The sequence below is a fragment of the Haladaptatus sp. R4 genome, from assembly GCF_001625445.1.
Taxonomy (GTDB): domain Archaea; phylum Halobacteriota; class Halobacteria; order Halobacteriales; family Haladaptataceae; genus Haladaptatus.
Map to the genome: position 1 here is coordinate 297,296 of NZ_LWHG01000011.1, position 26,252 is coordinate 323,547.

Here is a 26,252-nt window from a genome sequence, read left to right on the forward strand (position 1 = left end):
AGCGAACGAGGAATCGTTCGTCTCGTCCGTCGGTTGTCGACTCGTCTATTTGATATAGCGTTATGGGATTCATTATAGCGCTCACGACTCTCGAACTGACGTTCGTTCGCTCGTTGTATCACGTCCGTTAAGTACCACCGACTGTAACAACCGAGTAATGAAACGACGAACCTATCTCACGGCGACTGGGACGGCATTTGCCGGTCTGGCTGGCTGTCTCGGGAATTCCGACGACTCCGGCAGTTCCGGGGATTCCGGTTCCACGAGTTCGACCGGCGGTAAGTCCGCGAAGACGACGTCACAGACCCAACTCAGCGGCACGCTGAACGTCGCAACGTACAGCGCGCTCGTGGACGCGCCGAGTACATCGCCCGGCGCGTGGCTGAAAAAGGAGTTCGAAAAGAAGTATCCCAAGGCGACGCTCAAGTGGCAAACTCCGGACAGCGAGGTCAACTACTACATCCAGCGAAAGGCACAGCACGTCGATATCGACGCGGACGTGTACGTCGGTCTCAACGTGGACCAACTCATCACCATCGACCAGAAACTGGGCGGGACAAAGTTGTTCACCCCCGTCACCGACTCGCTCTCGAACTACGGTCACGTCAAAAAGGGCCTGAACTTCGACCCGAAAGGACGGGCGTCCCGTACGATACCGGCTACGTCAGCCTCGTCTACGACGAGACGAAAGTCGAGAATCCCGGTTCGTTCGAGGCGCTGACGAAGCCGAAATTCAAGGGTACGCTGCTGACCGAGAACGCCCAACAGGCCGCGACGGGGCGGGCGTTCCTGCTCTGGACGATCCACGAGATGGGCGAGAAGAAGTATCTCGACTACTGGAGTCGGCTCTCGAACAACGACACCCAAATCCTCGGGTCGTGGGACGCGGCCTACACCGCCTACTCGAACGGCGAACGCCCCATCGTCGTCTCTTACTCCACTGACCAGGTGTACGCCCATCGTGAAGGCGAGAACATGAAGAAACACCAGATCGGCTTCCTGAACGGACAGGGCTACGCCAACCCCGAGGGGATGGCGAAGTTCGCCGACACGGACTCCCCGAAACTGGCCGACGCGTTCCTCGACTTCATGCTCTCCAAGAAAGCCCAGTCGAAGGTTGCAACCCTCAACGTCGCGTTCCCATCGACCGACTGGCCGACCTCGGCAAGGAGTTCGACAAGTACGCCAAGGAACCCGACGAACCGGTCACCTACTCCTACGATCAACTCAAGGGCAACCTCGAAGGATGGGTTGATGAGTGGGCGCGCCAGATTGCGAGCAAGTAGATGGATACCGGGCGCTGGCTCGAACGACACGCACTCGCCCTTCTCGGGATCGCGACCAGCGCCCTGCTCGTCGTTCTGTTCTACTATCCCGTCGCCATCGTTTTCGCCGACGCGGGCGGCATTTCTGCGTTTCTCGACGTACTGACCGACCACTTCTACGTCTTCGACATCTTCGGGTTCACGGCGTATCAGGCGCTCCTTTCCACGATTGCGAGCGTCGCCGTCGGCCTCCCGGGTGCGTACATCCTCTCGCGTTACGAGTTCCCGGGTCGGCGGACGATTCGCTCGTTGACCATCCTCCCGTTCGTCATGCCGTCCATCCTCGTCGCCATCGGCTTCGTGGCGATGTTCGGTCAGAACGGGTTGTTCAACGATATCGTCGGCGTCGTGGGTCTCGGACCGTACTCCCTCCTGTACAATCTACCCGCAATCGTCGCCGCACACGCCTTCTACAACGCGCCGCTCGTCGCCCGCGTGACGAACGCGGCGTGGGAGAGCGTCGATGCCCGCGAAGTCGAAACCGCCCGGAGCCTCGGCGCTGGCCGCTTCCGCGCGTTTCGTGACGTGCTCATCCCACAGCTCCTTCCGGCGATTCTCACTGGAGCGCTTCTCACGTTCATCTTCACGTTCATGTCGTTCCCCATCGTCCTCGCGCTGGGCGGGTTCCAGTACCAGACTGTGGAAGTCTGGGTGTACACGCTCGTCCAGCGTCTCGACTACTCGCAGGCCGCCGTCCTCGCCATCCTCGAAACCTCTCTCTCGCTCGCACTGACCTACGCCTACCTTCGCTACGAGGCTCGGCAAGCCGCCGCCTCGCGCGCCAGCAGGCCGCTCGCCCGAAAACATCTCCTCTCGGGCGATACCGGTTTCGTCGAAACGCTCGAACGGACCGGCGTCGCGCTGTATCTCGTCGTCGTCCTCGTGCTGTTTCTCGGGCCGCTCGTCAGCACGGTTCTGGAAAGCGTCACCGGCCCGTCTGGTTTCACCCTGCGCTACTACCAGTTCCTCGTGACGCGGCAAGTGTCCGGCGCGTCCTTCCAGACGAAACCCGGCGTCGCCGTCCGTAACTCGCTCACGTTTGGTATCGGAACCCTGTTTATCGCGCTCCCGATGGGCGTCGTCATCTCCGTCCTGACGCGGGCGCGAAAGAGCCGAATCGTGGAAGCGGTGGCGATGGCCCCGCTCGCGGTGAGCGGCGTGATGGTCGGGTTGGGTATGCTCCGAGGTCTCGTCTTCGGGATTCCCATCGCCGGAACTCGAATTCAGGTGAGCGGCGCGATGGCCATCGTCGCGGCCCACGCCGTCGCCGCGTACCCGTTCGTCACGCGAAACGTCTCGCCCATGCTCGCCGGAATCGACCAGCGAACCGTCGAATCCGCCCGCTCGCTCGGCGCGACCCGCGTCCGGACGCTCATCGACGTCGAACTCCCGCTCGTGGCGGTCGGATTGGCCGCCGGGGCGGCGTTCGCCTTCGCCATCAGCATCGGCGAGTTCGACTCGACAGTTATTCTTGCCACGGGCAGTAGCAGTTACACGATGCCCGTCGCAGTGCAGCGCTTCCTCGGAAAGCAAACCCTCGGTCCAGCGACGGCGATGGGGACCATCCTCCTCCTCGTCACCGCCGTCAGTTTCGTCATCATCGACCGCCTCGGCGGGAGGTGGGAGAGTGGTTGAAGTCTCCCTCTCCGCCGTTCGAAAGGAGTACGACGGTGTCACGGCCCTGAACGACGTGTCGTTTCAGGTCGCGGACGGCGAGTTCTTCACCCTCGTCGGCCCATCCGGATGCGGGAAGACGACGACGCTTCGAACCATCGCCGGGTTCGAGGACCTCACCGCCGGTGCGGTCCGATTCGGCGACCGCGAGATGGACGGCGTCCCGCCCGAGGACCGCGACATCGGTCTCGTCTTCCAGAACTACGCGCTGTTTCCACACATGAGCGTCGCGGAGAACGTCGGTTACGGCCTCCGTTTCCGCGACCCGCCGGGGGCGCGGACTCGCGACGAGCGAGTGTTCGAACTGCTCGAACTCGTCGGACTGGAGGGTTTCGAGGACCGCGACCCGGACGAATTATCGGGCGGTCAGCAACAGCGCGTCGCACTCGCCCGTGCACTCGCGCCCGGACCCGAGTTGCTCCTGCTTGACGAACCGATGAGCGCACTGGACGCCCGTCTGCGCGACGACCTGCGAACCCAAGTGTCGCGCATTCAGTCCGACCTCGGAATCACGACCATCTACGTCACTCACGATCAGGAGGAAGCGCTCGCCATCAGCGACCGCGTGGCCGTCATGAACGACGGGCGAATCGAGCAGACCGGCCGCCCGCAGGACGTGTACCGCAGACCCGAATCCCGCTTCGTCGCGGAGTTCGTCGGCGAGAACAACGTCTTCGACGGGGAGACCGTCTCACGAGACCCGAACGGTTCGCGTGTCGTCGTGCGCGACCACGAGTTCCTCCTTCCCGGTTCGACGGCCGACGCCGTGACGTTCTGTGTCCGTCCCGAAGCGTTGCGGTTGGGCGGCGGCGAAAATTCGTTCACGGCGGCCGTCGAGGACGTCGAGTTCCTCGGCGAGGCGTTCCGCGTCCACCTCGACTGGATGGGGGAAACCGTTACACTCCGCGTTCCCGAGGCTCCCGAGGGCGAGCAGGTTCGCGTCGGGTTCGACCCGGCCGACGCACACGTCATTGACGGCGCATCCGCCGAACTGGTCGAACAACGTTGACGAACTCTCATCCGTCGAAGACGATCGAAAAAAGTCGATTCCGTTATCCCATTCTGAAACGACGGTTAGTACCTCGTCGTCTCGGTGCCGTTCGTTCCGGTCGTGTACGTGTTGTACGTCCCGGTGGTACGGGTGTTATACGTTCCCGTCGTCCCGGTGGTGTAGCTTCCTCGGTTCGTCGTGTAGGTTCCGTTATTCGTGTTCGTATTCGTCCCGGACGTTCCAGTCGTGAACGTGCCGCCACCGCCGAACTGTCCCGACCGATTGATCCGTCCTCGCATACTGTCCGGGTGGAACCGACACCGATACCGCCGGATTCTGTCTGTCGGCTTGAACGTCAGCACACGTGTCTCTCCCGCTTTCGACGACCGGCCGGTTCGATAGAGCACCTGTCCGTTATCGCCGTTTTTCTGCCCGAGTATCTGGAACTCGTGTTCCTTCCCGTCGAGGTTTATCCAAATGATCCTGTACCGCTCGGTCGGAACGAGTCCGAGCGTCGGATTTCGAGCCCCTTCGATCTCTTTCGGTGCCAACCCGAGCCAGTGGCCGACGCGCGCTCCGAGGATGATGGTCCGTTGATTTCCACTACCTCCGCCACCGCCCCCGTTCGTCGTACCGGTCTGATTCGACGTTTCGACCGTGCTCGTTTGGTACGTCGTCCCGTCGCTGCTGGTATCCTGTGCCATCGCCATCCGTCCGAGCGCACCCACTCCGGTCAGTGCACCCGCCGCTTTCAGTAGCGTTCGACGCTGTGATTTCGGTGTCCCCGTCATATATTCCTCCGAACGTGGAACACCTCCGGAAACCAAAAAGCGCCCAGACCGTTCGGTCCGATAACTCGAAATTATACGGCCGAAACGGCGGTTATTTGCCGTTTCTCGCCGGGAAATTTTCGACTGGCCGTCATCCTACGGCGAACGGAATCGTCCGAGAGGTCGAACACGGCCATCGATTCGACGATAGGCGAACGGTGACGGTCCACGATTCGACAGGTGCTGTGGAACCGTATTTCAGTCGTCGTCCCAGAACCGTTCCAACCCGAACGAGAGCATGTCCGGGCTGACCGGTTGAAACTCCTCCCGTTCGACGGGCGGGAAGAACTCCCTGACGCTGTTCCACGATTCGCGGGCGTATCGCCCGTCGACCAGCACTCGAATTCCCCGTTCGTCGGAGCCACGAATGACTCGTCCCAGCGCCTGCCGTGCTTTTCTGACGGCCGGAACGGTCAGCGCGTAGGTGAACCCGTCACCGAACTGTCGTTCGTAGGCGGTTCGAACCGCTTTCGTCCGCGGACTGGCGGTGTTGATGATGGGTACACCGCAGACGACGGCGGCCCGGAGTCGGTCACCACGGTAATCGACGCCCTCGGTCAGCGTGCCGCGTAGGCTCGTAACCAGTACTTTCGCCTCGCCGCCGAAGAACTCGTCTTTCAGATTCTCGGTCGCCTCGTCCGCGCTGCTCTCGTCCAGCAACACCGGCTTGTCCACCGTGTTCCGCAAGTGTTCGGCAGCCCACGTCGCCTCCGCGTAGTTCGGCATGCCGACGAGGACGTTGCCCGGCGAACGCGCCACGTCCCGAATCGCGTCGGCGTACACCTGCCGCGTCCCCGTCTCGTCGCCCGGCGCGCCGCGGTTGTCGTAGGTGAACTTCGGTGCGTCCACCGCGAAACTCTCACGGTTCGATTCGGGGAAGTTCAAGCCGTAGGTCCGTTCTACGATCGGTCTGCCGTCCTTCTCCAGATGACCGAGTCCGGACACTTCCTCGAAAATCTCGATCGGTTCGAGCGTCGCGCTCATCAGGATACCGCCGCCGAACTTCCCGAGTTCCTCACCGATGGCGTCGCTCGGGACGCAGTTCTGCATGGCGAGTTGGGCGTTGTACGCCCGTCGCCACGAATCGTTGGGCTCGCGGTCGTTCCACGTCCGTTCGAGGACGATCTCGCGGAAGTACTTCTCGTGGTCGTTGCGGTACCACTCACCCAGCGCACGCCCGGCGGGCAACGCGGCGCGTTCCCTGTCCTCGTCCTCGGCTTCATCGAGAATGCGGGCGACGACCGCCCCGACGGCCTCCGCACGCGCCCACGTCCCGCCGTTGTAGCCTCGATTTTCCGCCCACTCCGAAATCTCGTCCTGTCCCGGAACGGTCGGGTCACGCAGCGGAATCTCTTCATCGGGGAGGTCGGTGATGTTCGCCCGCCATCCCTTGTGTTCGCGCTCCAGGTGTTTCCGCACGCGCCGGTCGATCTCCTCGCGCAGTTCGCCGATGAACTCGCGGGTCTCCTCCAGTTCGAACAGCGTGACGCTCGCGTCTTCGAGTTCCGCCCGGACGAGGTCGGCGTCGGCGGTCATGTGTCCGGAATCATCGTCGTCGAACTTGACGGGTTGAATGACTCGTGTGAGTTCTGATTCGGCGTCACGGAGCGTCGAATCGCCGACCGACTGGCTCACGAGGTCGCGGACGCGCGGTTCCAGCATGTGCGCTTCGTCGCAGACGAGGAACGTCGAGTCGTCGATGAGTGCGCCCGTGAACGTCGCCGCCGTCACCGGGTCGAAGGCGTGGTAGTAGTTTCCGACGACGACCTCGACGTGGCCCAACAGCGCGCCCATCATCGAGTGCGGGCAGGTGCCCCACTGCACCGAGTTGGCCACCAAATCGTCGGGTTCGATGAGGCCCATGCTCTCGAAGTCGAACGGAACTGCCTCGATGGGGTCGCCATCTTCGGGCATATCCTCCAAGAACTGCGCGTAGAACGGGCAGTACTCCACGTCGTTGTACTCCGGCATCCGCGGCGGGTACGGCGTCGGTTCCCCCGCCGTTTCGAGGTAGGACGCGGCGGCCCCTCCCTTGCCACTGTCGGCCAGTCCCGTCTGCTGTGTTCTGGCTTGCGAGGCGAGATTTTGGGCCGTGACGGAACCTCCTTCGCCGGTCAGGTCTCGGGTGCGCTCCCGGAGGCCCTCACAGCGGTCGTACACCGACTGGCTGTCGATGTCGCCCGCATTTTCGCGGCTGTACGGGCACACGTCGGCCTTCCCGACGAGGGTCAGCGCCGATATAGGGTTCCAGTCGTCGGGCAGGTTCGCGTTGATGGTCTTCAGGTCGGTTTCGAACTGGCGGAGTTGTTGTTTCACGCTCGTCAGCACGAACACGCGCTCGTACTGGCTGTCCGGGTCGCGGACGAGATCGAGTCCGGCCGTCAGCGCCAGCATGGTCTTGCCAGTCCCGCAGGCACCTTCGATGACGGTAAAGCCGTCGTCGCGGGCGGTTTCGATGGCCGTCTCGATACCGTCCCGTTGCTCGTCGTATGGCTCGTCGTGTCCGAATATCGTCCGCCAGTCCGACATCATTCTGTCTCTGTTTCCCCCCTGCTTAGGGCTGTTGTCCTGAGTTGCTCCCGTCTCGGTATTTAAACCTCAGCACGGGGCGGAAGTGATGCTGCGAAACGGAGTTGGTAGAATGCGATGAGTCGTACTTGGTTGTTCTACGATCCCAGCGACTGGGAAGCGGACCTCAAATGCTTTCTCCCCTCTTATCACCGACTCAGTAGCTTCCCCCACCAAGCTCGGTGGTCGCAGTCCAGCGGTACACTGGCTCACGAATCTGTTCGCGGGCGGATTCGGGGAGGTGCCGGAACATCGCCACCGCGTAGCGCGACGGGTCGTCGAGTCGGGCGAGGGTTTCCTCCATGGCCGCGCCACACGAGTACACCCGCTCGTCGGTGAGCAGGTGGGCGCACGACTCGAAGTCGGGTGGGGGGCGGGCGCGCTGGTCGGGCGTGAGGTCGGCGAAGCCGACGAGTTCGAACTCGCCGTGCGCGTCGGCGTACTCGGCGACCCACGTGCAGAAGCCACAATCGTCGTCGTAGACGAGTCGAGGCGGTGACGGAGGGACCGATGTCGACGATGGCCGCGATGCCGACGAGAATCGTTCTCCCATATCCGTCCATTCGAGGGTCGCTCGGATACGATTTCTGGCGACAAGATACGGGCTACAATACCGCTCCGTTTAGGAGTCATGTGTCAGCAATCCACACGCTATCGTTCCGAACGCTTACCTGATTTATCAGTAAACGAACTCCTACCCGAGTCTTTATTTAGGAGGTGGTATATAAATTACCCATGCGCCGTAGAAGATTTCTGACGGCGTCCGGAGCGACACTCGGCTGGGGGGCCTTGGCGGGGTGTACGGGTTCCGGACCGAACAGCGGCGGGAATGGGGATAGCTCGAAGAACAAATCGAAGGGCGGGTCGGGTAACGCTACCGAATCGACTTCGGACGGCACCGACGACGGGAGCGCCGACAGTGGTGGAATCACCACTGCCAACGGCTTCCAACTCGTGTCCGCGAAGGTACCGAAGAAGGTCACGATGGGGAAGCAGTTTACGCTCAAACTCACCATCAAAAACGTCGGTGACAGTTCGAAGGCGTTCGAATCCGCGGTGTCGGTCGAAGGCAACGCGCCGGGGTCCCAGCAAATGGGACACATCCAAACCGACAAAATCGCGCCGGGGAAGACGACGACGTGGTCCACCAAACTCACGTATCCGTACGTGGCGACGGTCAACTACCACATCGCGGAACTGAAGAAGACGTTCTCCATCGATATCGTCGGCGAAACGCTCTCCTTCGGCGAGTCGTTCCTCAGTCCGAACGAGATCGCCGTGACGGTGCAGGATGTCACCCTCACCGACCACTATCGCTACAAACCGGACAGCGGCGGGTCGGAGGATGTGGAGGCCAGCGACGGCAGCCAGTGGGCCTTCGTGACGGTGAAAGCCGAAAACAAGTTCCGAATGAAACAGACGCTTCCGATGGGCAATCAGTTCGTCCTCCATACAGGAGGGAAGAAGATCAAACCGACGGACCACATCGCCAAGGAAGACGGGAAGTACAAGGTGAACAAGTTTGGCGACCGAACCGTCGCCTCCGGCGAGAGTCTCGCCGGGTGGCTCGCCTACGAACTCCCTGCGGACGTCTCGGAGCAGGACATAACCATCGAGTGGCACGGTAACGACGACGAAGGCTCGTGGTGGACACGCTGGAACCAGTAGGCTAGTTCCACGCGGCCGCGTCCGGGTCGATAACTCTTTTTTGACGGTCGATTGCCGCGATAGCGTCCATGTCCTCGACGTCGAGTTCGAGGACGGAGCGGTTTTGCCGGAGGTGGTCCTCACCGGTCGCCTTCGGAATGGGGACGACGTTGCCCAGTCCCTGCAACCACGCGATGCTGACTTGGCTCGGCGTCGAATCGTGCTTTTCGGCGATGTCCTGAAGTTCGGGGACATCCCCGACACCGCCCCGCATGAGCGGCGAGTAGGCGACGAGCGTCATGTCGTGGTCCGATGCGTACGCTCGCAGTTCCTCCTGTTGGAGCAGCGGATGCATCTCGACCTGATTGGCGACGATGGGGGCATCGAGCAGACCACGGGCCTCGTCCAGCAGTTCGGGCGTGAAGTTACTCACGGCGATGTCGGTGGCGGTTCCATCCTCGCACAACTCGTCGAACGCCGGGAGCGTGTCCTCCGCGTCGTAGGCCTCCATCGGCCAGTGGACGTACAGTAGATCGACGTACGCCGTCCCGAGTTTGTCGAGGCTTTCGTCCACGCTCGAAAACACGTCGTCGTACGCGAGGTTGGCCGGGAGAACCTTCGTGGCGAGGAAGATATCCTCACGGGACACGTCCGAACGGGCGATTCCGTCGCCGACACCCGCCTCGTTCTCGTACATCTGTGCGGTGTCGATGTGTCGGTAACCGACGTCGAGCGCCGTCCGGATCGTCTCGGCGCACTGCTCGGGATCCTTGTTTTGGGACGTTCCCAACCCAGGCGATGGAATCTCTATCACGAACTCGGAGAAGGACGCGAGAGCGAAAAAGGTCCGTATCGCGGAAGCGAGGGTGGGGTAGGCGTCCCTTCCGTTTCGTCCCGCCCCATTCTCCCTCGTCACCACTTTCGCTCTCGAACAGAACTTTCGACGTCCTCCGCTTCCCCGTTCCACCGGAAACTGTGGGGTAGCAAAAATCCCGAAAAATCGCATGTCTGACGCCTGTCGTCCGCCGATTACCCCTCCTCGAAAACTGCCCTTTTCGACCGTCGTTTTCGACCGCGGGGGTGGGGTTTGTGAGTCCGTGACGAACCCCTCCGTTTCCGGTGGAAAAGTTACACCGGGGTTTCCCGTCGGTTGTGTTTCGTTTGCAACCGGATTTCGATGGATCAAGGCCATCGTTTCCGGTGGAACCCCACCGTAAAACGCTCCGCGCCCTCGATTCATGAACGGTATTTGTACAGACCGAACGAGAACACGAGAAAGAGCGGGATGATCGGCGCGACGACATCTAGCGGGAGCAAAACGAGCAGTACCGCGGAGACGACGACGAATTGGAGGGCGACGAAGACACTGAAGGCTTCTCGTTGTGTAGCCATTCGTCTATCGTCCTTTCTTGTCCCGTTTTATGAATGTATTCCCGAAGAATCAACTACCCGACCGATCAGTAAAATCGACCGGTTTCCGCGCCGCAGTCCGAACAGATGGTGACGAGCGCTTCCTTGTCGCCGACCATCTCTATCTCGTTCTGCGTTCGTTCGCCACACTCCGGACAGTCGCGATACATCTCCACGTTTTCGGTGTCGCGCGGCGCGCCAAGCGCAAGGGCGACGACGCGGTCGTCACCTTCGTTGACGCCACGTTGGAACTCGCCGCGCGCGAAGCGAATCGCTTCGCCCGCTCCGACGACCACGTCGCCGTCTTCGGTTTCGAACGTCGCGGTGCCGGACTGGATGTAGAAGACTTCCTCCTGGTCGTCGTGTGCGTGATACCCGAACGCGAAACTGTCTCCCGGTGCGAGTTCGTAGTAGTTGATGGCCATGTCCTCCGTTCCGAGCGCCTTCGAAACCGGCCGTCGAACGTCCGCCGCGCTCATCTGCCCCGCTACGTCCTCGACGTGGACTTTCTCCATGCGCGTTTCTTCGTCGGTGATACCGTAAAACCTCCCACCGACTCGTTGTGGTATTTAAACCCATCGCACGCTCAAATCCCTACTCTCGCTGCTCGGGGCCTCTCCCGCCAGTTTTTAGCCCAACCTAAAAATTGAACGTGGTGCAAACCTTTAAGTAAAGTACTTGGTTTTAAGTACTCCTTTCGCGTTTACCCGTGTAGGTGAAACACTGATGGCTATCGACCCACAATTCCACGAAAACCGCGAAAAAGTAGACGAAAATGATGGCGTCGCCGTTTGGGGTCCGGTGGACGAACCGGAAACGCTTGGCATCCACGGTACCCACGTCGCAGTCGACTTCGACCTCTGTATCGCCGACGGGGCGTGTCTCGAAGACTGTCCGGTCGACGTGTTCGAGTGGACCGACACGCCGGGCCACCCGGAAAGCGAGAAGAAAGCAGAACCGGCCAACGAAGCGCAATGTATCGACTGCATGCTCTGTGTTGACGTGTGCCCCGTCGATGCCATCGACGTGGACGCTGGTCGCGCCTAAAGACGAAAATTCTTCTTTGTGTTTTCCGCTGTCTATTTATATATCGGCCGTAAATGGCCTGTATGAATCTCCGAAGCCCTCCCCACTTACTCGATAGGTGGAAGCCGTGAGTCCGACGGTGGAGCGAAAATCGGACGACGTTCTCGACCTCGACCTCGACGAATCGGAATCTCCGTTCGAACCGGTCGACGTTCTCGGCACGGAGCACGAGGGTGATACGCTCACGATCTACACGATGAGCGGCGGTGGCGCGTCCCTCGTCCTCTCCGTGAAGGAAGATGCGCTCTCACACCCCGTTGCGGTCGGCGAATCCGACTTGACGACCCCGCTTCGAACCGGACTTTCGTATCTCTTCAGGGACGGTATCCGAACCGTCCGCGTCCGTGTGTCGCCCGATTCGGCTACCGATGCGCTCGCGACGCTCGACTCCGCATCCCTCTATCGCTACGACGAACTGCTGTTCACCGCGAAAATCGAAAACTAGTCCCTATCGGTCCCGTCGATGTCCAGTTGGTTCCGCAACTTCTCCATCATCTCCGAATCCGAGAGTGATTCGAACTGCTCCCGGAAGTGGGCATCACAGAGGCCGACCTGGACGCCATCCACTTCGGGTGCGAACGTCGCTTCTCGGTCACAGTAATGACACCGCATGGCCGTGATTACGTTCCCCACACAAGTCAACCCACCGTTTGTGAACGACCGCTCAAAGCGTGACCGCGCTTCTGAAGTGACGGTATTCCGCCTTCGAGAGTCCGGCTTTTCCGAGCACGTCACCGTGGGCGTCGCTTCCGCCAGTCGGCACCAAGTTGTGGTCGGCAATCGCCCGCTCCAGCGGTCGCGTATCCACCTCGCGTCCGTAGGGATAGTATCGCTCGACGGCATCCAGTTCGCTGGTGAGGGCGAGCGCCGAAGTGGGGTCGTCGTACCGATACGGGTGGGCCAAACCGACGAGGCCGCTCGCGTCCGAGAGCAGTTCGACGCCGCGCTCGAACGTCGGTACGTCCCGTGCGACGTAGCACGGTCCGCCAGCGCCGATGAGTTCGTCGAACGCGCCGGAAAAATCGTACTCGGTCTCCGGATGTGCTTCGATGGCGCGAGCGATGTGCGGGCGTCCGAGCCCTTCGCGCGATTCGAGTCCGAGGTCGATATCGAGTCGGTCTTCGACGGAGTCGATGATGGCCTGTCCGCGTTCCTTGCGGTCGGCTTGCAGGCACTCCAGTTCGTCGGCGAGTTCCGGTGTCGGATAGACGCCGTAGCCGAGCAAGTCGAGATGCTGGCCATCGGGTGCGCTCACCCGCAGTTCGATGCCGTGAACGACCGTAACACCATCCACGACGCTGACCGGCGTCGGTAGTTCCGGATGCAGTCGGTCGTGGTCCGTGATGGCGACGACGGACACGTCCGCCGACCGCGCGGCCGCCGGAACGTCGGACAGTTCCATCGATCCGTCGGAGTTAGTGGTGTGGACGTGCAGATCCGCAAAAACGCTCATGTCCTTCCTCCGGTAGCTCGAACGAAGGTGTTTGTGGTTCGACCGGCGATTTTTGCGGGACGGAGCGGCGACGATGCATCGTATCTATACCGATTGTACATCCTTATATTCTCCGTACCCCCTTGGCGGAAATGTTTATAATGGTCTTTGGTTTAGAACTGTTCGTAATGACGCTCAAGAACGCAAGCCAACTGCTCGATGACCATCAGTATCCGACCGACACGGAACGGTTGATCGCGTCCCACGGCGACTACGTCATCGACCTCCCCAACGGGACTGAAACCCTCGAAGAGGTGTTCAGCCGTACCGGAGATGAAACGTACGAGTCGTCACAGCAGGCCCAAGAAGCGATGTACAACGCCATCAGCCACAAGGCCATCGGTCGCCGGTACTACAGCGACCGCGACCCGACGACGATGGGAACGTCCGGTCCCGACCAAGTCTCGTTCTAGACCCAGTCGAGCGCACGGTTCAGCGACAGCGGCACCGACCCTTTTTCGTACGCTTCGATCTGTCCGGACGGCCGAGCGCGGAAGACGACCGCGGGTCGATGACGGACGCCCGGTTGCTCGCCGACGACGGCGGCCCACTCGTCGTCCCGGAATCCGGTGCAGTCCACGAACAACACCGCGCCGCCACCGTGCTCGCTCAGTTGCCCATTCGTCTTCGTTTCCGCGGTCTCGCGCACCGCCGCGACGGGCGTATCCGCGGCCCGCCGAGTCGGCGGACGCGGACGGGTCACTTCGACCAGCGTTGACTGGTTGCCGTCGGCGGGGTCGGCACGGAAATCGAGCGAATGGCCGGTCGTCACCTCGATTTCGGGTTCGACGGCGTACTCGGCGTCGGTCAGTATCTTCGCGACGGTGAACTCGCTCATCGTCGAACTCATGCGGTTCTCGTCGAAGTACTCGCTCGTCCCGAGTTTCGACGCCATCGTGTATCGGTAATCGTCCAGCGCACCCGTGCTGAGAAATCGCTCGTAAAACGAGAGCGCCTGGTCGCGCGTCGCGTCGGGGAATCCGGCGGCGTACTTACGGAAAAACGCTCGCGAGGTTTCGCGGCCGTCCTTCGAGAAGAAGACGGGAAGGAAGAACCACGAGAGGTAGTCGTACTCGGCCAGCCACGGCGATTCGACGGCGAGATCCGCGAGGAGTTCGCGTTGACTCCACCGCGCGATCGGATACGGAATCTCGTCGAAGGTGTACTTGTTCGTGCGCCAGAGTGCGGGCGGCGTCTCGGTGTTCCCGAGCCAGTAGGCGAGGTCGTCGTTCCAGACGAACAGCGCCACGTCGCCGTTATCCATCTCGAAACGCCGCGCCTCGAAGCCGTTCGGTTCCACGTAGTGTGGTGTCGTCGAACGCGCCCCGAGGTTCGAGTCGAGGTGCGAATACAACTCCGTCGTTATGCGGTCGTCGTCCCACCGCTCCGTAGAGCGGCGAAAGCGGAGCGGGCTTGCCACGGGATGACCTAGTAACCGAGAATGTTTACGTGTTATGCACCACACCGGTCGTCACGACTACATCTCTCCTCTCAGTTCCGTCGTCTTTTCCATCGGTTCGTCCGCTCCGTTTCTTCGAGTACCTCCTTCCGTCTGACGATAGTCCATCGTGAACGTATGATGTGATTATCCGTTACATTAATAACTGCCCCTCGCCAAGTATGGGTGTGGTTGTCATGTCAATGGGTGCCTATGACGAAGAAGAACACGAACGCCGTGAGCGGAAGAACAGTAGCGTCGATACGACCGCCGATGATGTACGATCGGAGTATCACGGGACTGTCGAATACGACTCCGGCGATTCAGCCGAAGATCTGCTCAAACAGTTCCAGAAGATGAAATCCGAGTAGAACGGCTCTTCTTCGCAGTTGTTTACCAACCGGGAGTGGACGGTGCGCCGCGCTCCGCTTCGACCCGCTCCGCGACCGACGGGTCCGGTTCGTCGGAGTTCTCGGCCATCGCTTCCCACTCCCGAATGGAGCGGCCGACCCACGAGTCGGCCGCTCGCGCTTGTTCCAGTACGGTTTCGTACACCGCCCGATTGTGTTCCGTCGTTCCGGGACCGCTTGCGGCGGCGCTCGCAACGAAGTGGGCACGGTCCTCGTCGGTCAACTCGTCCGCGAGCATGCGGTCGACGACGGGGGATAACTCGTCGGGTTCCGGATAGACGAACACCTTTTCGCCGATTGCCTGCGGACCGAGAAGGAGTCCGGAGAGCGCCTCCGGCGGTTCCGAATCCAGCAATCGCTCCCCGCCGAACGCCTCCTCGACCCGCTCACATTCGGTTTGCTGTCCCAGCTTGCAGTTGTGGCCGGGGTACTCCGCACACTCCATCGGATACAGGTCGGTCCCGTGAATCCGACACTGCAGCGTCTCCGGGTCGAGGAAAGTGCAGGTCGGCAGCCACTCCGATTCCCCGATTTCGAACGGCTCGACGGGTTTCGGCGGCTTGCGAAGTCCGAGAAAGAACGCGGGTTTCCCCCCGATCGCCGCCAGTCGTTCGCCGCCGATTTCGATCCCGGAGTCGTCGTGCCAGAGGCGCGGGGTCATGGCGTCGCCGAGTCCGGCCTCCACGAACGCTTCCACTTCCTCGCGCATGAGGGGGACGAGATTGTAGGCGTCGTCCAACGGTCGGCGCGGTCCACGCCGCTCGTGGTCCGAGGAAGTCGGCGCGATGGCTCGCCAGTCGATACAGCATCCAGCACATCCCTCGCAGTTCACCTCCATACCGACCACAGTACGGTAGTTAGTACCATAAACCGTCGGGTGGAACTATTTCCTTCCGGAACCGATAGAAGATATGGATACCAGCGACGACGTGCGCGTGTGGCTCGTGGAGCGGACGTATTCGGACGACGAGCAGAACCTGATCATCCTCGTGTACGCGACGCCGGACGGAAAACGCTACTTCCGCAAGGAGCGTGCGCTCACGAGCTTCACCGGTGCTGCGCGCGAAACCACGGCCGCACTCGACGTGTCCCCCGATCAGTTGGGAACGGTCGAAGACGAGGAAACACGTGAGCGCTACGCCACCGAAGCGAGCCGAATGATGGACGAATACGCTCCGGACGATGCCGTATAGAACCGTGTGAAACGTAGGGATACGTTGTGCACATAGCTGTATATATTCTTTCGACAGCAGATTAAAACAAAACACGAAAATGCAATAATTTATGTCTCTGCAATTTTTTCGTTCATTCGATGCGAAGACGAACGTTTATGTCAGCGCTCGCAGCAGCAACGGCAGCGGGACCAATCGCCGCAACGGGTAGTTCCGAAGTACGGGCCGCTTCGGGCGGGATTCCCGCAATCGAATTCCACTCGACGTCGAGCCTCCTCGACTCCTCCGGGGGGGAGTTGACCGATAGCTCGATCATCTCCGTCTGGGCGGAGGACACGGCCAGCAACCACGATGCCGACTCGAACGGCGACGCGACCATCTACAGTAGCGGCACGTCGATTCCGCTGGCAGCCACCGAGTCGAACGTCGTCGCGTTCGGTTCGATGCTCGTCGAGGATGACACCGTCTGGCAGCACGGGAACGAGGAGTTCGTCCTGAACGCGTGGGACGCCCAACTCGGCGGTTCCGGCACCGTTCTCTTCGACGAGGGCCACGACCAGTACTACGACCTCGCGTCGTTCTCGAAGTTCGAGAGCTACGCCGAGAACAACGGCTACACCGTGACGGCAACGCCGAGTCTCTCGTCCGACCTCGGGAGCGCGGACGCGGCCGTCATCACGTCGCCTGCCACCGCGTTTTCGTCCTCCGAACTGAGCGCCCTCTCGGACTTCGTCGCGAGCGGCGGCACGCTGTTCGTCCACGACCAGTCCGACTACAACGACAACGACACGACCGCGAACCTGAACGCCATCGCGTCCGCGCTCGGCCTCTCGTTCCGGTTCAACGACGACGAAGTCGTCGACGCGACCAACAACGGCGGTTCGGATTACCTGCCGCTCACGAGCCAGTTTAACACCGATTTCGACTACTTCACCGACCGCGAGGGACTCGGACTGGACAAGTCCAAGACCTACACCGTGGACGTCACCAAAGTCTCGGACGGCGACACCGCGACGGTGGAGTTCTCCGACGGCACGACCGAGAGCATCCGTATCCTCGGCATCGACACGCCCGAACTCTCCTCGCACAGTTCCGCCGAGCGGATTCAGGAGTGGGAGGGTATCGAGGACCTCAGTTACCTCCAGACGTGGGGTGACAACGCGAAGACCTTCGGACAGGACGAACTCGGCGGGAAGACCGTCACACTCGCGTTCGACGAGAACGAGCCGATCCGGGACACCTACGACCGCGTTCTCGGCTACCTCTACTACGACGCGGACGGCGATGGGAACCGCGACGACCTGTACAACTACCACGCAGTCGAGCAGGGCTACGCCCGCGTTTACGGTTCCGGTCTCTCGAAGCACGACGAGTTCTGGCGTGCGGAGGACGCCGCACGGTCCGACAGTCTCAACGTGTGGAGCGAAAGCGCACCCGACGAGGCTCCGGAAATCCGCAACCGTGCGGTGGACGACCTGTTCTTCCCGCAAGCCGCGAGCGTCAAGACGGAATCGGGCGGCGTCGCCGACTCCCGCGTTCCGGTCTCCGCCGAGAGCACCGCCACCCAGAGTGGCGGCTACAGCTACAGCGGCGACATCCCGCTCACCGCGGTGGACGAGGACGCCAACGTCGCCATGGTCGGGGGCCCGCTCATCGACGAGAGTTACGAGAGCTCCGAAGGCTTCGCCGTCGATACCTCCGACTACGAGAACTTCGTCTTCCTCACCAACCTCATCGACTACATCACGGACCGGAGCGGCGACGTCCTCATCGACGGTGGACATGGTCAGTTCGACGCCTCCTACGCCCTCTCGAACGACGACGCGGCGTACTACGGCCGCTACCTCGAAGGCGTCGACCTCTCGTTCGACCAAGTCAACCATCTCGACGCGTTCGACCTCTCGCGTTGGCAGGCGGTCATCGTCACCACGCCCGTCAGCGCGTTCACGAGCGCCGAAATCGACGCGCTCACCTCGTTCATCGCGGACGGCGGCGCTGTCGTCCTCGTCGGTGCGGGGACAGCACCGTCCGGCGCTCGTTCCAACCTGAACAGTCTCGCGTCCTCTCTCGGAACCGACCTGCGCATCAACGGCGACCAAGTCACCGACGGGACGAACAACGTCAATGGCGATTCGGGCATCCCGACGACCACCGTCTTCGACACGTCCTTCCCGCTGTTCGACGCCTACGACGGCTCGACCGGCGGCGGCGATGGCGGCAGCGGCGACGGCGAGATTTCGATCGCCCAAATCCACGAGGACGCGTCGGGCAACGACAACAACAACCTCGACGACGAGTACGTCGTCTTCGAGAACACGGGAACTGGCTCCATCGACCTCACCGGCTGGACCGTCGAGGACGAGGCCTCCCACACCTACTCGTTCCCCGACGGCTTCACCTTCGACGCCGGTGCGCAGGTGACGCTCCACACCGGCACCGGGTCGGACACGAGCACCGACCTCTACTGGGGCAAAACCGGCTCCGCGGTCTGGAACAACGGCGGCGACACGGTGTCCGTCTACGACGACAGCGGCGCACTGTCCACCAGCAAGTCCTACTGAAACGGACGACCCCGCTCTTCGCTGTTTTTCGTACACCGTCCCGAGGACTTCGAAAAATTCGAAGGGAACAGCCGCGCTACTCCCCGTCGCCCGATTCCGGCGTCACGTCGAACGCCGCGGGATTCGCATCCGCGACGGCGGGGAGCCGTCGGAGTCGCGGCCGTACGAGTATGTACAGCCCCGTGAACCCGAAACCGAACGCGGCCAGTCCCATCGTCGTCGTCGTTCCCAGCACCTCGGCGACGACGCCGCCGACCAGCGAACCGAGCGGTAGCGTGGCACCCGAGGCGGTTCCCTTGATGGACGATATCCGAGCGAGTCGGTCGGCCGGAAACACGGTCTGATTCAACGTCGCCGTGAGCACGCCGTTGACGCCCGCGGGTATCCACGCGGCTCCGAACAGGACCACCGTGAGCGCCGCCGACGGCGCATAAACGGCGGCGAACCAACAGCACGCTCCCAGCGAATTGCCGACGAGGAGCAACCGTCCGTACGAGACGCCTTCGAAACGGGGCGCGACTACCGACCCGACGAGTCGGCCGATGCCAAGCGCACCGAGTAGCAGGCCGTAGACCGCGGGACCTCCCAGACCGTCGCCGAAGGCCGGGAGGATGGCGAGCGTCACGCCGGTCGCCAGGTTGACCACCGCGGTCGTGAGTATCAGTTCGACGAAGACCGTTCCACGGAGGACGTCGGCCCCCGCTCGCAGGTCGGCGACGTACGAGCCGAGCAGCGGTTCGTCGCCCCCTTCCGATTCGCCGACGGTGTCCACCGCGGTCACGGTGATTCCCGCGAACAGCATCCCGGCGACGGCGAACGTGACCGAGTCGAGCAGGAACAGCGTCGTCGCCCCGAAGACGGCGATGAAGGCACCACCGAGGGCGTCGAACACCATGTCGAGTCCGAGCGTGACGGTCGCGAGCGCCGAGTTCGCCCTCGACAGTCGTCGCTTGGCCACGATACGGGGGACCAGCGTCGCCTGCATCGGCTCCATCAGCAGGTTCGCCAGCGTCAGTATCGGGACCACCATGAGCAGGACGCCGACGTTCATCCATCCCATCGCCGCGGCAAGCGGAAGTGCGAGGACGACGACGCCCTGTACCACTTGTGACCCCACGAGCACGGGTTTGAGCCGTAGTCGGTCCACTATCGGTCCGGCGAACATCTGCAGGAGCCACGGGAGCAACAACAGCGAGTTGGCGATTCCCGTGAGGACGGTCGAACCGGTGAGGTCGAAGACGAGCCACAGGACCGCGACGGTGTAGAGGCTGTCCCCGGCATTTGTCACAAATTCCCCGGCGAAGAACCGCCGGAAGTCGTTATTCCGCCACAGCGACGGGTTCGTGGCGTTCACGTCCGCCGACGTTCCGCTCGTGTCGGCTGTATTCCCGTCCGCGTCCGCCGTGGTCATTCGCGACCACCTCCGACGGTCGTCGATTCCGGTTCGAACCGTCCGAGGGACGGTGAGCGATGCGTCTTTCGTTCGAGCGACGATGCGCTGACGAGTGAGTCGCGGCGACGTGCCGACGACTCGGTGGATATCGGCATATGCGTGTGTGTTCGGTCGAGAAACTGCGGCTACGAGATGTAGCGGAACGAAACCCGAGTGCTGCGGCTATCGGGCCCCGCTCCTCGGCGTGAGCGCGAGCGGTTCGAACACCGGACGACACGCGAACCGATGAGTCATAGAACGCTTCGTGAAAAGATCGAGTCACATCCGTCATAGTTCTGACGGTACTGTGTCACTTCAACGCACACCGATGACGGCCTCCGGAGTTCCGTTTCTGGTTCCCGCCACCGCATCGTCCGAACCGTCCACGCCAAACGCTCTTTGCCCCTGACTCACAACTGGTTCCAATGAGTACCGACAAGTGCGACGGCTGTGGGGCGGACGTGCCGATTGCGGGAGGGATTGGCAACTTCTGGACTGCGAGTCCAAAGACCACCGGCGGAATGACGCTGGAGTTCGAGGACGGCAGCGAGCACTTCCTCTGCTATGCCTGCATCGAACAGTTGCCGGACTATCCGTCGGCGGAGGACGTGGTGGCGCTCGAACCGTCCGAGTAGCGTCGTTCGACCGGTTCCAAGTCCTTCCAACCGCGGATTCGATTCCGTCGGAAACGACGGTACCGGCGCAAAACTGACGCTCGTTCGGGTTCTCTAGGGAATGCTATGAGGTGGGGAAGAATCGGGTCGATATGGGGGATTCCGATTTTCATCGACATCAGCCTCGTGCTGGCGCTCCCCGTCATCGGATGGTGGATTCAGCGTGGCGTCTCGGTCCGTACGTGGGTGGCGGTGCTCGCGTCCCTGTCGCCGCACACGGTCCGGTACGCATCGATAGACGTCGGTCTCACGCCGTGGTTGGTCGGCGTGGTGGTGTTCTTCGGCTTCCTGTCGAGCCTGCTCGTCCACGATTTGGTGCGAACGTGGGTCGCCCGGCGTAACGGCGTCGAAACGAACTACATCATTCTCTGGGTGTTCGGTAGCCTCTCGCAGTTCGATTACAGCCGTCGCTACTTCGAACGCGAACCCACCATCGCGTTGTCAGGAATACTGACCAGCGCGGCTCTCACCGCCGTCTTCACCGCTCTTCTCTGGCTCCTCCCCAGTAACCCGCCGGTCGTCGTGGTCGTAGTCGGTCTGCTGGCGATGTTCAACGGCACCGTCTGGATCGCCAATCTCCTCCCCATCTTTCCGTTCGACGGCGCGCTCCTGCTTCGCTCGCTCTTCGGTCGCGCCACCTCGACCCTGCTGGCGACGCGAATCGTCAGCGTCCTCGGGCAGTTGCTCGCCGTCGCCATAATCTTCTACGCCGCATTCGTGCTCGAACACATCCTTCTCGGACTCGTCGCCGTGTTCTTCTTCTTCTCGTCCATGGACGAGCGGCAGTTCGTCACGAACCGACTGTTCCTTGCCGACACGCCCGTCTCGGAGTTCGTCCGAGGGCGTAAATCGTGCGTGCCGTCGAAGACGTTGGCCGACGACTTTCTCGCGGAGAACGCCCCGACCTGAGCGACGACGACGCGTTTCCGATCTGCGACGGCGATGGGACTCCGGTCGGTGTTCTGACGACGGACGCACTTCGGTCGTGGCGCGAGCGGACGAGCGTGTCGGCGACGACGAACGTCGGGAAACTCGTCTCAGAGGATATCGTCTTGGTCGCCCCCGACGAAACCGCCCTCAGCGTTTACCTGTTGTTCCGAGGCGGAACGGACTACGTCCTTGTCGGTTACTCGAACGATGTCGGAGTGTTGACGCCGTCAGAGTTCTCCCACATGGTGGACGTTCGTCGGCAGATCGCAGGCGTTCGACCGAACGCACCGTAGACGGTTCGCTCGTCGCCCGCTCACCGTCGAGCGGACAAGGTTATATGCGTCGATGACTCCGGAACTCAGTGCGAACGGTCTCCCACGGGGGTGGGGAACGATGATAGCGACAGTCACTACCGCCACGAACGTGCTACCACCGCTCAGTGAACACCAACTCCTCTACCTGTTCTTTCATCTGTTCCTGCTGCTGTTCACCGCGCGCCTCCTCGGAGAACTAGCCAAATTCGCGGGCATGCCGTCCGTGCTGGGTGAACTGCTCGCGGGTATCGTGTTGGGGCCGTCTATTCTGGGCGCTCTCGCACCGGGCCTGTTCGTCGTCGTCTTCCCACAGGAGGCGCTCCAGTATCACCTGATAGAGGTCGTTTCGTGGCTCGGACTGACAATGTTGCTCGTCGTCACCGGCTTCGAGACGGATTTGGATCTCATCTCCAGACGGGCCAAACCCGCGACCTACACCGCGGCCGCGGGCATCGTCGTCCCGTTCGCGTTGGGGTTCGGAATAGCGTACCTTCTCCCGGCGGAGTTCCTCGCGGCGGACGACCAGCGACTCGTGTTCAGCCTGTTCATCGCCACGGCGCTCTCCATCTCGGCGATTCCGGTCATCGCGAAGGTGCTCATCGAGATGGGGGTGATAAACCGGGACATCGGGCAGATAACCATCGCGTCCGGGATGATAAACGACACAGTTGGCTGGCTTCTGCTCGCCGTCGTGGCTAGCCTCGCACGGAGCGGCGGCGGGGAGGCGGCGAGCACCGCCGGGGAAACCATCGTCTTGCTGGTCGCGTTCCTCGGCGTCGCCTTTACGATCGGTAACCGCGCGGTCAGAGGGACGCTCCGGTGGGTGGACAACACGCTCGGCGGCGACCTCTCGATGGCGACGACGGTGATGATACTTGCTCTGGGCGTCGGGACGGTCACCCAGTATCTCGGTCTGGAAGCCGTGCTCGGCGCCTTCGTCGTCGGAGTCCTCGTCGGGCAGGTCAAGCGGTTCGACCGCGCGGCGCGACACACCTTCGAGGTGATCACCCTCAGCATCTTCGCGCCAATCTTCTTCGCCACGGCAGGATTGCGCGTCGATTTGACGACGCTGCTGGAGCCAACCGCGTTTCTCGCCGGACTCGCGGTCCTCACCGTCGCCATCGTCGGCAAGTTCGCCGGGTCGTTCATCGGTGCGAAGGCGTCGGGGCTGTCGAACTGGGAGGGAATCGCCATCGGGTCCGGATTGAACGCTCGCGGCGCGCTGGAGATAATCGTCGCCACCATCGGCATCAGCGTCGGCGTCCTGACCGGGACGATGTACACCATCATCGTGATGGTCGCCATCATCACCTCGCTGCTCGCACCGCCGCTCCTGCGGAGTTCGTTGGCGAACATCGAACTGTCCTCGTCGGAGGCGGCGCGATTGGAACGTGAGGAGCTGGATGCGGAGGGATTCCTCGGCAACGTCGTTCGAATCCTCCTCCCGACGCGCTGTAGCCCGGATTCTCAATTGGCGGCGCGGTTGGTCGGCTACATCGCCCGGAACCGCGAGATGGAGGCGACGACCATGTACGTCTCCATCGGAGCGGAATGGGCGACGACCGGCGGATGGCTCTCGCGGCGGGTGAAACGCCTTTTCGGTGGCGGTTCACCGGGCGTCAGAACGGAAAGCGATGGCGGAACGGTCGGAAACGACGATGGAACTGGCGGCTCGGACGCGCGCGTCGAGACCGATGATTGTCTGGAGACGATGGGGGAACGACTCGACCTCACGTCCGACAAGTGGCGGACAGTCGTCAGGACCGTCGAGGGCAGTGCGAGCGAAACGGTCGTCGCCGAGGCGGCCGACGGTTACGACCTGTTGGCGCTCGGTACTGGCCAGCGACGGCCGAACGCAGGGGGGTTGCTGTTCAGCACGGAAATAGACGACATGCTACGGACGAGTCCGTGCCCCCTCGTCGCCGTGCGCGCTGGGGAGTCGGCGAGGCGGTCGCCGGACGAGCCGATACGGCGAATCCTCCTCCCGACGGTCGGCACCCAGTACAGCCGCCACGCCGCAGAGATCGCGTTCGCCGTCGCGGCGGAGTGCGGCGCGCGGGTCGAAGTGTTGCACGTCGTCAACCGCCCGCAGACCGAGGAGTTGTTCGAGGACGCCACGAACCTCTCCGAAGCCGTTCGGATCGGGGACGGAATCGTCGAACGGGAGGCGGACCTGGGTCGTCGGATGGATGCTCGCGTCTCGACGCGGGTGACCGTCGGCGAACGACCCGAACGGACCATCGTCGAGCGCGCGATGCTCGACGACATCGACCTCATCGTCCTCGGATCCGAGATTCGTTCCGGTTCCCATCGGGCGTTCCTCGGTCACCGAGTCGAGCACGTCCTGAAGAACGCGCCGTGTTCGGTGGCGGTCGTCAGTTCGCTGTAACTGCGGATCGGCCTGCCCCTTGCCCGCCCGAGACCAGCAGGTTTTACGGCCCTCCTCGTCGTTCTACTAACAGTGAATCCCGAGCGGATTTTAGACGAGTTCCCCGCACCTTCCTTCCGTGGCAACCAGCAGGAGGCGCTATCGGACATTCGGGAAGCGTTCGAGGGCGAAAACGACGTGGTGTTGGTTCGCGCACCGACGGGGAGCGGCAAGTCCCTGCTCGCTCGGGCGATTGCGGGGTGTGCACGACGGGTCGACGAGGCTGACCCCACCGATTCGACGGGGGCGTACTACACGACGCCGCAAGTCTCGCAGTTGGACGACGTGGCCGAGGACTCCCTGCTGGACGACCTCAAAATCATTCGCGGGAAGCGAAACTACTCCTGTATCCTGCCGGGCGAGCACGACACGCCGGTCAATCGCGCGCCCTGTGCCCGCGAGAAGGGCTACGACTGCTCGGTGAGACATCGCTGTCCGTACTTCTCCGACCGCGCCATCGCCAGCAACCGGGAAATCGCGGCGATGACGCTGGCGTACTTCATGCGAACTGCTGGTTCGGAGGTGTTCCGCAAGCGCGACGTGGTGGTCATCGACGAGGCCCACGGACTCGCCGAATGGGCCGAGATGTACGCCGCCATCGATATAAACCCGCGGACGGTGCCGATCTGGGACGATATGAAGGTCCCCGAAATCACGGGTCTCGACAGGGCGGTGGAGTACGCGGAACGACTCGGCGGCACCCTCAAGCGACGAAAAGACGACCTCGTGGCGCAACCGGAACTCACGCCCACGGAGGTCGCCCGCCGCGACCGGTTTCAGGAACTCGTCTCGGAACTGGACTGGTTCGTCGAAGACTACCGCAACCCCGACAGCGCGACGGAGTGGGTCGTGGACCAACCGGACGGGAAGGGAACCGCGATCACCATCAAACCGATGAACCCCGAGCGGTACCTCGCCCACACCGTCTGGGAACGGGGGAACAAGTTCGCGCTCCTCTCGGCGACGATCCTGAACAAGGAGGCGTTCTGTCGGCAGGTCGGTCTGGACCCGGACCGCGTCGCCCTCGTGGACGTCGGCCACACCTTCCCGGTGGAAAATCGGCCGCTGTACGACGTGACGCAGGGGAAGATGACGTACGAACACCGCGAGGACACGCTCCCGAAGATCGCGCGAACCATCGTCCGCGTCATGCAGGAGCATCCCGAAGAAAAGGGAATCGTCCACGCCCACTCCTACCACATCCAGCAGAAACTCGCCGAACACCTCGACGCCTTCGGGGTCGGCGGACGGGTGCGCGCCCACGGTCGCGATTCGCGCGACGCCGACCTCGATTCGTGGAAGGCGACGGACGACCCGGACGTGTTCCTCTCGGTGAAGATGGAGGAGGCGCTCGACTTGAAGGGGGACCTCGCCCGCTGGCAAGTGCTCTGTAAAGCCCCGTTCCTGAACACCGGCGACTCGCGGGTCGCCCACCGACTCGAACACGGCCAGTGGGCGTGGTACTACCGCGCCGCGCTCCGCACCGTAATTCAGGGCTGCGGGCGCGTGGTCCGCGCCCCGGACGACTACGGCGCGACGTATCTGGCCGACTCCAGCCTCCTGCAACTGTTCGACCGCGCCCGGACCGACATGCCCGACTGGTTCGCCGAACAGGTCGATCTGATGTCGTACCCGGAACTCCCCGAGTTCGATCCCGGCGACGCGGGTGGCGACGGCAGTATCGGCGGCCTCGGCGGCGGAAGACATCGAACCGAATCGCCGAGCCAATCGACCGACGATCAGTCGCAGTCGAACTCCCAATCCAGCCAATCCCACCAATCCTCACGCTCGCGGCGTTCCGGCCGCAAAAAGAAGAGTCCGATGGCGGACGTGTGGGACACCGAGTAGATTTAACCACTCAGTTCGACCG

26 protein-coding genes and 1 pseudogene are annotated in these 26,252 nt (G+C 62.4%); 15 read left to right on the forward strand and 12 right to left on the reverse strand.

Going from position 1 to position 26,252, the window contains the following annotated elements; genetic code table 11:
* Positions 1–157 precede the first annotated feature (157 nt).
* From A4G99_RS05155 to A4G99_RS05165, 3 genes and pseudogenes are all read left to right on the forward strand, one after another.
* Positions 158–1,286: pseudogene (locus tag A4G99_RS05155) on the forward strand (thiamine ABC transporter substrate binding subunit).
* Entirely contained in the window at positions 1,287–2,960 is a 1,674-nt protein-coding gene (locus A4G99_RS05160; RefSeq protein WP_066140286.1) for an iron ABC transporter permease, read from the forward strand.
* On the forward strand, positions 2,953–4,008 hold the full coding sequence (locus A4G99_RS05165) for an ABC transporter ATP-binding protein (RefSeq protein WP_066140289.1): 1,056 nt from the start codon (positions 2,953–2,955) through the stop codon (positions 4,006–4,008). Before A4G99_RS05160 ends, A4G99_RS05165 begins: the two co-directional genes overlap by 8 nt.
* A 65-nt stretch (positions 4,009–4,073) precedes the next feature.
* Here the strand turns inward: A4G99_RS05165 and A4G99_RS05170 are convergent, their stop codons facing one another.
* The 3 genes from A4G99_RS05170 to A4G99_RS05180 all read right to left on the reverse strand — a co-directional run bounded on the left by A4G99_RS05170 (position 4,074) and on the right by A4G99_RS05180 (position 7,941).
* Positions 4,074–4,781 (reverse strand): hypothetical protein, encoded by a 708-nt coding sequence (locus tag A4G99_RS05170; RefSeq protein WP_066140292.1) that lies wholly within the window; start codon positions 4,779–4,781, stop codon positions 4,074–4,076.
* Positions 4,782–5,018: 237 nt separating this feature from the next.
* Positions 5,019–7,352 carry an ATP-dependent DNA helicase gene (locus A4G99_RS05175; protein ID WP_066140295.1) on the reverse strand — a complete coding sequence of 778 codons (2,334 nt, stop codon included), beginning with the start codon at positions 7,350–7,352 and terminating at the stop codon, positions 5,019–5,021.
* Between the two features lie 193 nt (positions 7,353–7,545).
* Positions 7,546–7,941, reverse strand: coding sequence for a DCC1-like thiol-disulfide oxidoreductase family protein (locus A4G99_RS05180; protein ID WP_150123040.1), 396 nt, complete (start codon positions 7,939–7,941; stop codon positions 7,546–7,548).
* A 182-nt stretch (positions 7,942–8,123) separates the two neighbouring features.
* Here A4G99_RS05180 and A4G99_RS05185 point away from each other — a divergent pair, with 182 nt between their 5' ends.
* Positions 8,124–9,056 carry a DUF4352 domain-containing protein gene (locus A4G99_RS05185; RefSeq protein ID WP_066140298.1) on the forward strand — a complete coding sequence of 311 codons (933 nt, stop codon included), beginning with the start codon at positions 8,124–8,126 and terminating at the stop codon, positions 9,054–9,056.
* Position 9,057: 1 nt separating this feature from the next.
* Here A4G99_RS05185 and A4G99_RS05190 read toward each other — a convergent pair whose 3' ends face one another.
* The 3 genes from A4G99_RS05190 to A4G99_RS05195 all read right to left on the reverse strand — a co-directional run bounded on the left by A4G99_RS05190 (position 9,058) and on the right by A4G99_RS05195 (position 10,960).
* Entirely contained in the window at positions 9,058–9,849 is a 792-nt protein-coding gene (locus A4G99_RS05190) for an aldo/keto reductase (protein WP_066142344.1), read from the reverse strand.
* Between the two features lie 422 nt (positions 9,850–10,271).
* A complete protein-coding gene (locus tag A4G99_RS25720) occupies positions 10,272–10,427 on the reverse strand; it encodes a hypothetical protein (RefSeq protein WP_190303692.1) in 156 nt (51 codons plus the stop codon).
* Positions 10,428–10,492: 65 nt separating this feature from the next.
* Complete coding sequence (locus A4G99_RS05195) at positions 10,493–10,960, reverse strand: cupin domain-containing protein (protein WP_066140301.1); 468 nt, start codon at positions 10,958–10,960, stop codon at positions 10,493–10,495.
* Between the two features lie 211 nt (positions 10,961–11,171).
* On the opposite strand from A4G99_RS05195, the gene A4G99_RS05200 reads away from it, so the two are divergent.
* Together A4G99_RS05200 and A4G99_RS05205 are read left to right on the forward strand one after the other, a co-directional pair.
* Positions 11,172–11,492, forward strand: coding sequence for a ferredoxin family protein (locus A4G99_RS05200; protein WP_066140304.1), 321 nt, complete (start codon positions 11,172–11,174; stop codon positions 11,490–11,492).
* A gap of 106 nt (positions 11,493–11,598) precedes the next feature.
* Entirely contained in the window at positions 11,599–11,976 is a 378-nt protein-coding gene (locus A4G99_RS05205) for a hypothetical protein (protein WP_066142346.1), read from the forward strand.
* On the opposite strand, the gene A4G99_RS25070 is transcribed toward A4G99_RS05205, so the two are convergent.
* Together A4G99_RS25070 and A4G99_RS05210 are read right to left on the reverse strand one after the other, a co-directional pair.
* Complete coding sequence (locus A4G99_RS25070) at positions 11,973–12,164, reverse strand: DUF6757 family protein (RefSeq protein ID WP_150123041.1); 192 nt, start codon at positions 12,162–12,164, stop codon at positions 11,973–11,975. The genes A4G99_RS05205 and A4G99_RS25070 overlap by 4 nt on opposite strands.
* A 31-nt stretch (positions 12,165–12,195) precedes the next feature.
* Positions 12,196–12,984, reverse strand: coding sequence for a PHP domain-containing protein (locus A4G99_RS05210; protein ID WP_066140307.1), 789 nt, complete (start codon positions 12,982–12,984; stop codon positions 12,196–12,198).
* A gap of 167 nt (positions 12,985–13,151) precedes the next feature.
* Here A4G99_RS05210 and A4G99_RS05215 point away from each other — a divergent pair, with 167 nt between their 5' ends.
* Positions 13,152–13,436: a hypothetical protein gene (locus A4G99_RS05215; protein ID WP_066140310.1), complete on the forward strand. Its 285-nt coding sequence runs from the start codon at positions 13,152–13,154 to the stop codon at positions 13,434–13,436.
* Here A4G99_RS05215 and A4G99_RS05220 read toward each other — a convergent pair.
* Positions 13,433–14,443, reverse strand: a complete 1,011-nt coding sequence (locus tag A4G99_RS05220) for a DUF5784 family protein (protein WP_066140313.1) — start codon at positions 14,441–14,443, stop codon at positions 13,433–13,435. The genes A4G99_RS05215 and A4G99_RS05220 overlap by 4 nt on opposite strands.
* 215 nt (positions 14,444–14,658) lie before the next feature.
* Between A4G99_RS05220 and A4G99_RS05225 the strand changes: the two genes are divergently transcribed.
* Entirely contained in the window at positions 14,659–14,832 is a 174-nt protein-coding gene (locus tag A4G99_RS05225) for a DUF5786 family protein (RefSeq protein ID WP_223301795.1), read from the forward strand.
* Positions 14,833–14,854: 22 nt separating this feature from the next.
* Here A4G99_RS05225 and A4G99_RS05230 read toward each other — a convergent pair whose 3' ends face one another.
* A complete protein-coding gene (locus A4G99_RS05230; protein WP_066140318.1) occupies positions 14,855–15,709 on the reverse strand; it encodes a zinc/iron-chelating domain-containing protein in 855 nt (284 codons plus the stop codon).
* Positions 15,710–15,782: 73 nt separating this feature from the next.
* Between A4G99_RS05230 and A4G99_RS05235 the strand changes: the two genes are divergently transcribed.
* Both A4G99_RS05235 and A4G99_RS05240 read left to right on the forward strand, forming a co-directional pair.
* Positions 15,783–16,064 carry a hypothetical protein gene (locus A4G99_RS05235; RefSeq protein WP_066140320.1) on the forward strand — a complete coding sequence of 94 codons (282 nt, stop codon included), beginning with the start codon at positions 15,783–15,785 and terminating at the stop codon, positions 16,062–16,064.
* A 137-nt stretch (positions 16,065–16,201) separates the two neighbouring features.
* The gene (locus tag A4G99_RS05240) at positions 16,202–18,604 is read left to right on the forward strand and encodes a DUF4350 domain-containing protein (protein ID WP_223301723.1); all 2,403 of its coding nucleotides are present in this window, start codon (positions 16,202–16,204) and stop codon (positions 18,602–18,604) included.
* A gap of 76 nt (positions 18,605–18,680) precedes the next feature.
* On the opposite strand, the gene A4G99_RS05245 is transcribed toward A4G99_RS05240, so the two are convergent.
* Both A4G99_RS05245 and A4G99_RS25725 read right to left on the reverse strand, forming a co-directional pair.
* Complete coding sequence (locus A4G99_RS05245; protein ID WP_066140326.1) at positions 18,681–20,015, reverse strand: MFS transporter; 1,335 nt, start codon at positions 20,013–20,015, stop codon at positions 18,681–18,683.
* Positions 20,012–20,152 carry a hypothetical protein gene (locus tag A4G99_RS25725; protein WP_190303693.1) on the reverse strand — a complete coding sequence of 47 codons (141 nt, stop codon included), beginning with the start codon at positions 20,150–20,152 and terminating at the stop codon, positions 20,012–20,014. Before A4G99_RS25725 ends, A4G99_RS05245 begins: the two co-directional genes overlap by 4 nt.
* Positions 20,153–20,461: 309 nt before the next feature.
* Here A4G99_RS25725 and A4G99_RS05250 point away from each other — a divergent pair, with 309 nt between their 5' ends.
* The 5 genes from A4G99_RS05250 (at position 20,462) to A4G99_RS05270 (ending at position 26,230) form a co-directional block, all read left to right on the forward strand.
* Positions 20,462–20,671, forward strand: coding sequence for a hypothetical protein (locus A4G99_RS05250; RefSeq protein ID WP_066140329.1), 210 nt, complete (start codon positions 20,462–20,464; stop codon positions 20,669–20,671).
* A 105-nt stretch (positions 20,672–20,776) separates the two neighbouring features.
* Positions 20,777–21,619 (forward strand): hypothetical protein, encoded by an 843-nt coding sequence (locus tag A4G99_RS05255; protein ID WP_066140331.1) that lies wholly within the window; start codon positions 20,777–20,779, stop codon positions 21,617–21,619.
* Positions 21,562–21,933 carry a CBS domain-containing protein gene (locus A4G99_RS05260; protein ID WP_066140333.1) on the forward strand — a complete coding sequence of 124 codons (372 nt, stop codon included), beginning with the start codon at positions 21,562–21,564 and terminating at the stop codon, positions 21,931–21,933. The genes A4G99_RS05255 and A4G99_RS05260 overlap by 58 nt, the downstream gene beginning before the upstream one ends.
* A gap of 100 nt (positions 21,934–22,033) precedes the next feature.
* Entirely contained in the window at positions 22,034–24,343 is a 2,310-nt protein-coding gene (locus tag A4G99_RS05265) for a cation:proton antiporter (protein ID WP_066142349.1), read from the forward strand.
* A gap of 72 nt (positions 24,344–24,415) precedes the next feature.
* Positions 24,416–26,230 carry a helicase C-terminal domain-containing protein gene (locus A4G99_RS05270; protein ID WP_066140336.1) on the forward strand — a complete coding sequence of 605 codons (1,815 nt, stop codon included), beginning with the start codon at positions 24,416–24,418 and terminating at the stop codon, positions 26,228–26,230.
* The last annotated feature ends 22 nt before the right edge of the window (positions 26,231–26,252 follow it).

Excerpts from the sequence above, each read along its gene's own strand:
- A4G99_RS05160 (WP_066140286.1), top strand. The coding sequence starts at position 1,287 with ATGGATACCGGGCGCTGGCTCGAACGACACGCACTCGCCCTTCTCGGG.
- A4G99_RS05170 (WP_066140292.1), bottom strand. The coding sequence starts at position 4,781 with ATGACGGGGACACCGAAATCACAGCGTCGAACGCTACTGAAAGCGGCG.
- A4G99_RS05175 (WP_066140295.1), bottom strand. The coding sequence starts at position 7,352 with ATGATGTCGGACTGGCGGACGATATTCGGACACGACGAGCCATACGAC.
- A4G99_RS05180 (WP_150123040.1), bottom strand. The coding sequence starts at position 7,941 with ATGGGAGAACGATTCTCGTCGGCATCGCGGCCATCGTCGACATCGGTC.
- A4G99_RS05185 (WP_066140298.1), top strand. The coding sequence starts at position 8,124 with ATGCGCCGTAGAAGATTTCTGACGGCGTCCGGAGCGACACTCGGCTGG.
- A4G99_RS25720 (WP_190303692.1), bottom strand. The coding sequence starts at position 10,427 with ATGGCTACACAACGAGAAGCCTTCAGTGTCTTCGTCGCCCTCCAATTC.
- A4G99_RS05195 (WP_066140301.1), bottom strand. The coding sequence starts at position 10,960 with ATGGAGAAAGTCCACGTCGAGGACGTAGCGGGGCAGATGAGCGCGGCG.
- A4G99_RS05200 (WP_066140304.1), top strand. The coding sequence starts at position 11,172 with ATGGCTATCGACCCACAATTCCACGAAAACCGCGAAAAAGTAGACGAA.
- A4G99_RS05210 (WP_066140307.1), bottom strand. The coding sequence starts at position 12,984 with ATGAGCGTTTTTGCGGATCTGCACGTCCACACCACTAACTCCGACGGA.
- A4G99_RS05215 (WP_066140310.1), top strand. The coding sequence starts at position 13,152 with ATGACGCTCAAGAACGCAAGCCAACTGCTCGATGACCATCAGTATCCG.
- A4G99_RS05225 (WP_223301795.1), top strand. The coding sequence starts at position 14,659 with ATGTCAATGGGTGCCTATGACGAAGAAGAACACGAACGCCGTGAGCGG.
- A4G99_RS05230 (WP_066140318.1), bottom strand. The coding sequence starts at position 15,709 with ATGGAGGTGAACTGCGAGGGATGTGCTGGATGCTGTATCGACTGGCGA.
- A4G99_RS05235 (WP_066140320.1), top strand. The coding sequence starts at position 15,783 with ATGGATACCAGCGACGACGTGCGCGTGTGGCTCGTGGAGCGGACGTAT.
- A4G99_RS05240 (WP_223301723.1), top strand. The coding sequence starts at position 16,202 with ATGTCAGCGCTCGCAGCAGCAACGGCAGCGGGACCAATCGCCGCAACG.
- A4G99_RS05245 (WP_066140326.1), bottom strand. The coding sequence starts at position 20,015 with ATGACCACGGCGGACGCGGACGGGAATACAGCCGACACGAGCGGAACG.
- A4G99_RS25725 (WP_190303693.1), bottom strand. The coding sequence starts at position 20,152 with ATGCCGATATCCACCGAGTCGTCGGCACGTCGCCGCGACTCACTCGTC.
- A4G99_RS05250 (WP_066140329.1), top strand. The coding sequence starts at position 20,462 with ATGAGTACCGACAAGTGCGACGGCTGTGGGGCGGACGTGCCGATTGCG.
- A4G99_RS05255 (WP_066140331.1), top strand. The coding sequence starts at position 20,777 with ATGAGGTGGGGAAGAATCGGGTCGATATGGGGGATTCCGATTTTCATC.
- A4G99_RS05265 (WP_066142349.1), top strand. The coding sequence starts at position 22,034 with ATGATAGCGACAGTCACTACCGCCACGAACGTGCTACCACCGCTCAGT.